Here is a 9,626-nt window from a genome sequence, read left to right as displayed (position 1 = left end):
GTATTGTCCTGAGAAGGTCATTATCCAGGGGTGCGCGCATGCTCCGACTTTATGGCCGCTCGATCATGCTGGCGACAGGGATCAGTGATCATGGAGGAATGTCTGCGGCCACTCCAGCCGGGCGCCGGGATTGGAGCAGCAGTCAGGCAGCCCAGCGCCACTTGCCGACGTTGGCGCTTCGGCTGGGGTAGGAAGCCGCGACCGYGATCGGCGCCCGTCTCCGCGCCATGCGATCGCTGGACTCGATGCGCAAAGGGGCGGTCGTGCGCCAATTCACGCGCGCCGACGTSGAGGAGCTCTACGAAGCGCGCATGTTGATCGAGTTGAACGCTGTCGGCCAGATCTTCGAAAAGGGACCGATTGCGCCCGAGCTGATCACCGATCTGTCACGCTGCCTCGACGCCCACGAATTCTATGCGCGGCGCGGTACGCTTGACGACATCACTACYGCCCTCGTCCACGATCGCAAGTTCCACAGCGCGCTGATGACGGCGGCCGGCAACCAAATGATCTGCGAATGGCACCAGCGCATTCTCGGACAGACCCATACCRTGTTCGTCTATCTTGCCGGCAATTACAGCCGCTCGGCCGACGAACACCGCGACATTCTCGATGCGCTGAAGGCCGGTTCGTCCGACCAGACGCGAGAAGCTTTACGCCGACATCTCCTGCACAGCCACGACAACGCCTTGGACAATGTCCGGCGCTCAGGACTGGCCGAAATAAAGGGGCCTTGAACAGGCCGCGTGCACTCTGTTGCACATCCGGGAGAATGCGAGAAGGTCCCCAGGGCTTTGCCGGAATTCCCGTGTCCGCCCTCAAATGCGCGCCGGTGGCAAGGCYATTGCCTGCGCCGCATTGACAAACAGCGCCATGGCCGCATCGGCATCAAGGCCGTCGCCGTGCAGTTCACCCTGAACGTTTAGGCAGCCCTGTGCCGCCAAGGCAGCCCTTTGGGCAGCGTTCTCGACACCGTCTGCAGTGACAGAAAGATCGAGCCCCTGCCCTATACCGATCAAAGCTTTGACGATGACGGCGGCCTGTCGATTGTGGGTCATCGCAGCAAYGAAGCTGCGATCGATCTTGATACCGTCGAGCTTCAGCCGGTGGAGGTTCTGCAGATCGGAATATCCGGTGCCGAAATTGTCGGCGATGATGGAGATGCCGGCGCTGCGGAGCGGCTTCATGAGCGCCTGCGCTGCTTGCGTATCGCGGATCAGGGCGCCCTCATCGATCTCCAGATCAAGGCGCTGGGGAGCGAATCTGGTTTCGGCGAGGGCGGCGAGAATACGCAGTCCGAAGGCGGCATCGCCGAGAAGCGCGCGTGGCAGATTGAAGGAAAGTCGGACATCTCGAGGCCAGGCGCCGGCCGCCCTGCAGGCATCCTTCAGTAGGCCTTCGCTCAGCTGAGCCAGGACGCCTATCTCTTCCGCCACCGGCAGGAAGCGTTCCGGTTCAATCTCGCCAAGCTGGGGATGGTGCCAGCACGGAAGGGCTTCGAAACTGACGATGCGATCGTCCGTCGCGCGGCTCGGCTGGAATCTGAGGGTAAACTCGCCCCGCTCGAGCCCGTGCAGGAGCGCGCGCTCCAACTCGTCGCGCTCGCGCAAACTAGCGTCCATCCGTTCCTCAAAGAACCGCATTGCAGATTTGCGGTCGGCCTTGGCCCGGTAGAGGGCGACATCCGCCTTACGCATCAACTCCTCGGCCGTGATCCCGTCCTGCGGCGAGATCGCGACGCCGATTGCAGCCCCGATCGGATGGCGGATGCCGTCGACGACGATCGGCGYCGACAGACTCTCGATGATCCGCAGCGCGATGCTTGTTGCGCCTTCGGCTCCGGCGATATTTGGGCCCAGGATCGCGAACTCGTCGCCGCCAAGCCGTGCTACCAAGTCGCTCTCGCGCGCGGCGCGCAGCAGCCTCGCGCCAACATGAATCAGAACCTGATCGCCGATCGGATGGCCGTGAATGTCGTTGACCTTCTTRAAGCCGTTCAGATCGAGCAAGAAGATGGCGTGGGCCTCAGGAGCTGTCGGCACGGTTCGCAGCGCCGACTTGAGGGCGCCGTCGAATTGCCGGCGGTTTGGCAGGCCGGTCAGTGGGTCCTGAAGCGCCAAGGTCATCACCTCGGCTTCCGCGGCTAGGCGCTGGATGTTTTCACGCTTGTGCTCGCGAGCCCGGCGCCATGTATAGAAGAGCATCCCGCACATCACCAGCGTCGACAGAATGAAGACCTCGTCGAGCTCGATGGTCTTTTCCTGCGGCGACACCTGGTCGGCGGACTGGAAAATGTCGATCTCGAACGCAAGTAGGGCGGCGACCGAAAACAGCACGACCAGAAAGCCGGCATCAAAGATTTTTATACGGTTTCGTACGATGTGAGCTCTCGCCACGGCCAGGAAGGTTCGCAGTACGTCGGCGCTGCAATTAGGCAACATGTGAGTCCTCCGGTCGCCGCATCTKGGTCGCAGGGCCCGCCATGGCGCTTGCCGTACTCGCCTGGTCTGCGACTGGCCTAGCAAACTGGCTCAACAGGCCTGTTCCGATCTGGCGGGGGACGGCCTGCGAGAATAGGTAGCCCTGGCCAAGCTTGCCGCCGACATCGGTAAGAGGACTTGCCTGCACTTGCTCTCGAGGCCTTCGGCGATGACCCGAATGTCGAGCTTGCGCGCGATGTCACTTAGGCCGTCGACGATCGCCAGGCTCGGCTCCCCCAGGGCAAGGCGATCGATAAAGGATTTGTCGATCTTGATGATGTCGACCGGCACCGTCATGGTCAGGCTAGCATTCGGACGTTAGGCTCGCGAACCCACTGCCGCGTGCGCGCCGGCGGCAGGAACGCCTTGGCGCCTTTGTCGAGCGCGACGATGCCGTCATCCAGCTTGACTCCGGCTTTGTCGAGAAGCGGCTTAGCCTCGGCACTGTATCCAATCGCCTTGAGATGCCCGTAGGCGTCCTTGGTGAAATCGATCGCCGCACTTTCATTCATCAAGGCGGCGCAGGCGGCCTCAGAGAGAATGATTGCGACGGCATCGAAGAGCACAGATGGCGAGCCAGCGAGCTGTCCATCAGCTTTGAGTATCTTGCCGTCCTTGAGCTTTACGCCGCCGATCTTCGGGGCGACGACCTTGACGGCTCCGCCATCGTCTTCGACGGCGGCTTTGACGGCTGCGACCAAGGCCCCGTCGGCCCCATCCGACACCAATATGCCGACAGTTCGGCCCTTCAGGGTCTCGGGGTACTTGCCGACGATGCGAAGCGCGGGTGACGGCTCCATATCGACCGGCGCTACCGCCGGCTTGGAAGCCTTCGGTAGGAGCATGCCGAGCCCGTCCGCCACGCGCTGCGCCAGGCTCTCGTCGACATTGACGAGGTTCGACATCACACGGTTGCGGACATGCTCCAGCGTGACCTTCGACAGCTCGAAGACGAGCGCGCCCGCCAGATGAGACTGCTCGATCTCGCTCTGCGAGCGGAAGAACAGCCTTGCATGGCTGTAGTGGTCCGCGAAGCTCTCCGCGCGCAGACGCACCTTGTGCTCCTCGACCGGAATCGCGGCCGTTTTGAATCCGCCGATCGGATCCTCGCGRGGGCCGCCCTCCTCGCCGGCCTCGGCCAGGCTGTTGGGCTCGTAATTCGCGCGGCCTGTGAAGACCTGCGTCTGCATATGGCCGTCGCGCTGCAGGTTCTGGAAGGGGCAGCCCTTGGCCCTGTTGATCGGGATCTGGTGAAAGTTCACGGTTCCCAGCCGCGAGAGCTGCGTGTCCTGATAGGAGAACAGGCGCCCTTGCAGCAGAGGGTCCTCCGAGACATCGATGCCCGGCGGCATGTTGGTCGGCAGGAAGGCAGCCTGCTCGGTTTCGGCGAAGAAGTTGTCCGGGTTTCGGTTCAGCACCATGCGGCCGATCATTCGGATCGGCACGAGTTCCTCGGGGATCACCTTGGTCGCGTCGAGGATGTCGAAGGGCAGCGCATCGGCTTCATCCTGGCTAAGCAATTGCACGCCGAATTCCCATTCCGGAAAATCGCCCCTGGCGATGGCTTCATGCAGATCGCGGCGATGGTAATCGGGATCGGCCCCAGCTATCTTCACCGCCTCGTCCCAACAGGTCGATTGTGTGCCGAGCTTGGGACGCCAGTGGAACTTGACGAAGGTCGGCTTGTCCTTGTCGTCCAGCAGGCGGAAGGTGTTGACGCCGAAGCCCTCGATCATCCGCAGCGAGCGCGGAATGGCCCGATCGGACATCGCCCACATGATCATATGGGTCGATTCCGGCATCAGCCCCACGAAATCCCAGAAGGTGTCGTGGGCGCTCGCGGCCTGCGGATAGCCGCGATCGGCTTCCATCTTCACGGCATGGATAAGGTCGGGAAATTTGATCGCGTCCTGGATAAAAAAAACGGGAATGTTGTTGCCGACGAGATCCCAGTTCCCTTCCTTGGTATAGAATTTCACCGCGAAGCCGCGCACGTCGCGGGGCGTGTCGACCGAGCCTGCGCCGCCGGCAACTGTCGAGAAACGCGTGAAGACCTCGGTCTTGACGCCGACCTCGGTCAGCACCTTCGCGCGGGTGAATTCGCCGAGCGACTCCGTCAGTTCGAAGAAGCCATGCGCGGCGGAACCGCGCGCATGGACAATGCGCTCCGGAATTCTTTCGTGATCGAAATGCTGGATTTTCTCGCGCAGGACGAAATCTTCGAGCAGCGTCGGACCACGCCCCCCTGCTTTCAGTGAATTCTGGTTGTCGCTGACGGGCACACCGTGATTGGTGGTGATGCGAGCCTCCGGCGCCGATGCCGTCTGGTGCAGCTCGCCGCCATTGCCGAAGCTGGCTCTCGTAGGAGTGTTGTCGTCTCGCGGGGAACGGGCCATGCGTCTTGTCCTTCGTTCAGGTGCTGAGGCTTTAGGCGAACGAAATGGAGCGGCCCTAAGTTCCGGCGTGAGAGTGCGGATTCGAGTTCAGTCACGAAATGTTTTTGCTTCGCTGGGCCCCTTTCATGTACCATCGAGAGAACTTTTTACCCAAGACCGCTTCGTATTCTAGATTTTTCTGAATATTGATTCCAATCTTCGTAATATCGCAAAGTTTTGAGATCGATTTGTCGCGCGCGTAGTTGCCGTGGCCAGCCGCGTGTCATCGTATCGCCGGGGTTCTCCCATGTGCGCCAGTCGGTCATCGAACGGATTCAGCACGGCTGATCGCCACAGCAGATCGCGGGCCGGATGCGACTGGAGTGCCATCCGATCTCGKTCAGCTATGAGACGATCGACAAGTTCGCCTATCCGCCTCCCTTCAAGCCGACAATGGGGCGCCCTCGCCGAGGCGCTGTGCGCTACGACGAGGCGAACATCTTCGGCKGGGCTGCAGCGCGCCTCGCTCTTGTCTTGCAGCGGCACCCAACGTCAACGCGATAACGCCGCGACACGATCGAGGGCGGTGGCAAGGCCTTGAAGCGAGACCGAGAACAGCGCGTCGGCGCCACCGTCTGTCGTCGCCTTAATCTTGAGGGCCGTGCCGGAGCGCAGGGCGACAACCGTCGCCGCGTCGAAGCTAACCGAGACGAGGCAGCCACCCGGCATGCAGGTGCGGAAGCGAATGGGCGGCATCACCGGCTTCTCGTCGATCTGGAACGACACGCCGGCATCGAGCGCCAGCCCGAACGGCAGGATGAGCGTGCCGGCCACCGTGTTGCCGCTCGGGGCGTTCAGCTCGATGGCGAGCACGCGCTGACCATTCTGCTGCGCCTGAACCTGGCTCAGCGCGCAGCGCTTCTGAWTGCCCTGCAGAGCGCAGGCGACACGCCAGTCCTTATAGGTTTCGTTGAGCGATGAGGCGCCGCCCGGCAGTCCCGCCGCCGCACCGCCCGCGCCAGCCTGCCCGGTCGACTGCGCCTGCGCGATCTCGAAGCGCTGCGGAGCCGGATCGTCGTGGCTCTCAGTGGCCGATGCCGCAAAGCTCGGCGTCGCGATCGCGCCTTCCGAGGCCAGCCAGCCGGTCACACCGCCGGCAACCAGGAGTGCCGCGAGGGAGGAGACACCGAGGAAACGTGCCTTCTTGCTCATCATGCGGGCGCCTTTCGTTCGTTCGCGCGCTGCGCATTCAGATCGAGCAGGGCCTGGAAGCTCCGCAGTGAGGCGAGGTGGAGGGTGACGAGGCCGAGCCAGCCCCTCGCGTGCCATTCGGCGACGGTCTTCGCCGGGAGCGCGCGGAAGGCCTTCTCGTTGACGGCAAAGAAGCCGTTGAGCTGATGCTGCGTCCCATCCGGCAGCCGGAAATCGGCGTGATAGGGCTCGAGGATTCCGGCGGCGATCAGCGCCTGGCCGAAGGCGACCGTGGCGGCATAATCGACATGGAACGCATGGCAGAAGGCCATCGCGTTCTGCGCCATGGGTGTCGGTCGGCCGGCATCGTCGAAAACGCGCTGCGCGCCTTCCCTGACGCTGGCAGAGGCCACGAACCGATCGCTCCCGCGATCGACGGTGAGGAGCTGCTGCTCGCCGTCCGGCGTCTCCACCACGATGAACGGATAGCGGCGCGCATAGGCCGGCACGTAGCTCCCCGCCCRCCAGCTCCCGTCCCGCTCGACGAAGAGATTGTGCTCCTTGCGAATCGCGACGAGCGCGATCGGCGAGGCCTGATCGTCCATCGCGAAGACGATCGGGTAATGCCGCATCGCCACGGGAAACTCGCCGGTCGACAGCGGTATCGCAACGGCTTCACGCGCGAAGTCATATCCGACGGCCGGCGCGAGCCCGACGTCTCTATGGTCTTCGAAACGCAAAAGCACCGGGTCCTTGTAGAAGAGCGGAAGGTTCACTTCCCTATTTGCATCATGAAGTGCCATATATTTCTTTCCAGGCGGCGCGCTCGCATCGCGTTATTTGCTTCCAAAGGGAGCTACCCTTTCTTGGGTTCGTCCCGTTGATCTTTGGGTTATGGGTGTTGATCACTGCATGAGGAGCATTTCGCGCCAGGCTCGCTCGACCTCATTCGTGAAACGGCATCCRAGACTGCGTCGCAATGTCCAAAGCAAGGTCTCGCTGATCGGTTGGTAATGGGCATCGACCATGCGGCAGATTTCGCGGGAGCATGCCAAAGCTCGAACCGACGGAAGCAAGGCTCCAAATCGTGGGATCTCGWCCATCACCAGCCTCAGTGTCGGCAGAATCCTTCTTGCCTGTGGCTCCAGATCCATTGCAAACAGCCGATACACTTCTGGATACGCATCCAGAAGTCGATGAGCGAACATCGTTTCGACGCCATCGGAAACGGAGTCCAGATGATCGAGACTCTTTTCGACCAGCAAAAGCGTGCATTGATCCATGGCCACGTCCTAATCCTACGGCACTCCCTTGGAGGCTTCAGGCCCGCAGCAACCTGCCTGGAAGCCGCGTTGAATTTTGAATACGCCGAACGTCAGTTGCTTCCTGCCGGCCGTTTGCCGGACGGTGTCCCATCCGGATTCATGCCGTAACGGCGATACAAAGCCTGTTCGTCACGAGCCAACTGGGCATCCATGCGCGCGTCAGCGCTTCTTGCCAGCGCGTTTCGCGCGGCCAGCGCAACGGGAGCTTTGGCGAAACTGGAGAGGCCTGTCGGATCTGCGCTGGCGGCAAGGCTGGTCGCGCCCTGAACGGCACCAAATGCAGTTGCCTCAGCGTTCAATTGTTTCTCCAAGGCTCTTGTCTCGCTTGAGAAGTTCGAACCTTGAAAATTGGATTGCGTGCTCTGGCAGCCGGCTAGCGCAGCCGCGGCCACGAATAGCGATACAAATGAAGCACAACGGCCTTCTGGATTGACGCGCAAATGACGACCTCAACTGGTTTGATAGATTTTCAATAACAGGCGACTTTGAACTCGCCCTGGTTTCGCAGCACGGAGCCATGCATCGGCCCCATCGCCCGTGCCGCGAGCGCTCCGCCCGGCCCCGCGAAGCCGATGCCGGCGACGGCCGTGTTCACCCCCATATTTGCGGCCCGAACGCCTTGCGTATGCGCCTGAATCTGATCGATGCAGGATTGAGCAGAGGCATATGCCTTGGCTCGTTCGCGATCTTCGGGTTTTGCATCGGGGCGGCTCGCCGCCAGTTCGGCGGCGGCCTGACGACCGGCCATGTCTGCTCGCAGGGCGCTCATCCGCGCGTCGCCGGAGCTACAGCCAGCCGCAAGCAGGCAAATCGCGCCGACGAAGAAATATCTTTTATTCATGCAAATCGCTCCCTCCTTGGACATGGATCATGTATCCCAGGCTTCGACGCCCTTGGCGCAGAAGCCTGAGACCGGACCAGATCGCGCAACGTTCACGCCTGCATTGACAAACGAGACCGCTTGCCGATCGCGGACGCGTAGATTGCAATGAAGAGGCCGCCCACAACGGTGATGTGTTCCATCACGACATGGAACTCCATGGTTCTCATGGGCTCTTCATGGTCCAGAAATTGTGAGCGATCGGGATCGTCAAAACGGTGAAGGCGGCCAAGGGCCCGGCACCCATCCACGTCCACCGATCGAGGATGACGAGGATCGAGCCGAGGAGCAGGGTGATCACCGTCGCAAAATAGAAAAGGACTTCCGGCACCAGACCGAAATGCCGCATTTCCGCGAGTCCCGCATCGAAGTCGAAAAGTTTAGCCAGTCCGCTGGACCAGAACATGGTGTCGTCGATCCAAGCGAACTACCCCGTTTGTGGTCGTTGTGGGCTTGGGCATATCAGCCTAGTATCGCGACGGGCGCTGGGGTAACTCAGTGGGAGCATGACCATGTCTCACCGCGTGCCATTTACCCTGGGTGATCTGACCGATCATCAATTGGGCGCTGATGACACTCTTGCCGGCGATCCGACCAGCACTGTTTTGATTGGCGACGCAGGCGGCAACCTGCTCGATCATTCCAAGGGCGGCAACGACACGTTCAGCGGGGGCGCCCCTGCCAACTACACCTTCTACGGTGACGCGGTCGGCAGGATGCTCGACCATGCTCAGGGCGGCAATGACTCTTTCAGGGGTGCGCTCAGCTCCACCAACACGGCTTACGGTGACGTGGGTGGCGACATGCTCGACCACGGCAAGGGCGGCAATGACGTTTTCACGGGTGGGGGCCTCTCCACCAACACTTTTTTCGGGGATGCGGGCGGCCGGATGTCCGGCCAGGCTCAGGGCGGCGATGATCGTTTCGTGGGCGCTGCCCTGTCCAACAACATCATCATCGGAGATGCGGGCGGCGATATGTCCGGCCATGCTCAGGGCGGCAGCGACAACTTCATCGGCGCCAGCAACCAGGCCAACAACGCCTTCTATGGCGACACGGTCGGCAGCATGTTCGACCATGCTCGAGGCGGCAATGACAGCTTCACCGGCGGCGGCCGCGATGCCGACAACAGTTTCTACGGTGATGCGCTCCGCGACATGTCGGATTTCGCCCAAGGCGGCAACGACGATTTCACGGGTGGCGGTGCCTTCAGCAACAACGTTTTCGCCGGCGACGCCGGGCGCAGCATGTCCGGCCATGCTCGGGGCGGCGACGACAGTKTCACAAATAATGGCGCCTTTTCCACCAACTTTTTTTACGGTGACGCGTTCGACATGGTCGACTTTGCCAAGGGCGGCAACGACACGTTCACCAG

The 9,626-nt window shown here is 61.8% G+C and carries 10 protein-coding genes and 2 pseudogenes; 3 read left to right on the top strand and 9 right to left on the bottom strand.

Going from position 1 to position 9,626, the window contains the following annotated elements:
• Window positions 1-227: 227 nt before the first annotated feature.
• Window positions 228-737, top strand: a complete 510-nt coding sequence (locus AB4Y99_RS20910) for a GntR family transcriptional regulator (protein WP_441524672.1) — start codon at window positions 228-230, stop codon at window positions 735-737.
• Window positions 738-818: 81 nt separating this feature from the next.
• Here the strand turns inward: AB4Y99_RS20910 and AB4Y99_RS20905 are convergent, their stop codons facing one another.
• The 3 genes from AB4Y99_RS20905 to AB4Y99_RS20895 form a co-directional block, all read right to left on the bottom strand.
• Window positions 819-2,441 (bottom strand): putative bifunctional diguanylate cyclase/phosphodiesterase, encoded by a 1,623-nt coding sequence (locus AB4Y99_RS20905; protein WP_441524671.1) that lies wholly within the window; start codon window positions 2,439-2,441, stop codon window positions 819-821.
• 90 nt (window positions 2,442-2,531) lie between these two features.
• A complete protein-coding gene (locus tag AB4Y99_RS20900) occupies window positions 2,532-2,777 on the bottom strand; it encodes an EAL domain-containing protein (protein ID WP_441524670.1) in 246 nt (81 codons plus the stop codon).
• Window positions 2,778-2,779: 2 nt separating this feature from the next.
• A complete protein-coding gene (locus AB4Y99_RS20895) occupies window positions 2,780-4,876 on the bottom strand; it encodes a catalase (protein WP_441524669.1) in 2,097 nt (698 codons plus the stop codon).
• A gap of 279 nt (window positions 4,877-5,155) precedes the next feature.
• Here AB4Y99_RS20895 and AB4Y99_RS20890 point away from each other — a divergent pair.
• Window positions 5,156-5,287: pseudogene (locus tag AB4Y99_RS20890) on the top strand (IS30 family transposase); the annotation flags it as partial.
• Between the two features lie 120 nt (window positions 5,288-5,407).
• Here the strand turns inward: AB4Y99_RS20890 and AB4Y99_RS20885 are convergent.
• The 6 genes from AB4Y99_RS20885 to AB4Y99_RS20860 form a co-directional block, all read right to left on the bottom strand.
• Window positions 5,408-6,070 (bottom strand): invasion associated locus B family protein, encoded by a 663-nt coding sequence (locus AB4Y99_RS20885; RefSeq protein WP_441524668.1) that lies wholly within the window; start codon window positions 6,068-6,070, stop codon window positions 5,408-5,410.
• Complete coding sequence (locus AB4Y99_RS20880; RefSeq protein WP_441524667.1) at window positions 6,067-6,822, bottom strand: SapC family protein; 756 nt, start codon at window positions 6,820-6,822, stop codon at window positions 6,067-6,069. The genes AB4Y99_RS20885 and AB4Y99_RS20880 overlap by 4 nt, the downstream gene beginning before the upstream one ends.
• A gap of 129 nt (window positions 6,823-6,951) precedes the next feature.
• The gene (locus tag AB4Y99_RS20875; protein WP_441524666.1) at window positions 6,952-7,335 is read right to left on the bottom strand and encodes a globin family protein; all 384 of its coding nucleotides are present in this window, start codon (window positions 7,333-7,335) and stop codon (window positions 6,952-6,954) included.
• 86 nt (window positions 7,336-7,421) lie between these two features.
• Window positions 7,422-7,811, bottom strand: coding sequence for a hypothetical protein (locus tag AB4Y99_RS20870; protein ID WP_441524665.1), 390 nt, complete (start codon window positions 7,809-7,811; stop codon window positions 7,422-7,424).
• A 29-nt stretch (window positions 7,812-7,840) separates the two neighbouring features.
• Window positions 7,841-8,236 (bottom strand): hypothetical protein, encoded by a 396-nt coding sequence (locus AB4Y99_RS20865; protein WP_441524664.1) that lies wholly within the window; start codon window positions 8,234-8,236, stop codon window positions 7,841-7,843.
• Window positions 8,237-8,417: 181 nt separating this feature from the next.
• Window positions 8,418-8,657: a DoxX family protein gene (locus AB4Y99_RS20860; RefSeq protein WP_441524663.1), complete on the bottom strand. Its 240-nt coding sequence runs from the start codon at window positions 8,655-8,657 to the stop codon at window positions 8,418-8,420.
• A 106-nt stretch (window positions 8,658-8,763) separates the two neighbouring features.
• Between AB4Y99_RS20860 and AB4Y99_RS20855 the strand changes: the two are divergent.
• Window positions 8,764-9,626, top strand: a pseudogene (locus AB4Y99_RS20855) (hypothetical protein); the annotation flags it as partial.

Source organism: Allobosea sp. TAB14, assembly GCF_052113865.1.
In the GTDB taxonomy this organism is placed as follows: Bacteria; Pseudomonadota; Alphaproteobacteria; order Rhizobiales; family Beijerinckiaceae; genus Allobosea; species Allobosea spartocytisi.
This window is presented reverse-complemented; position numbering and strand designations above follow the sequence as displayed.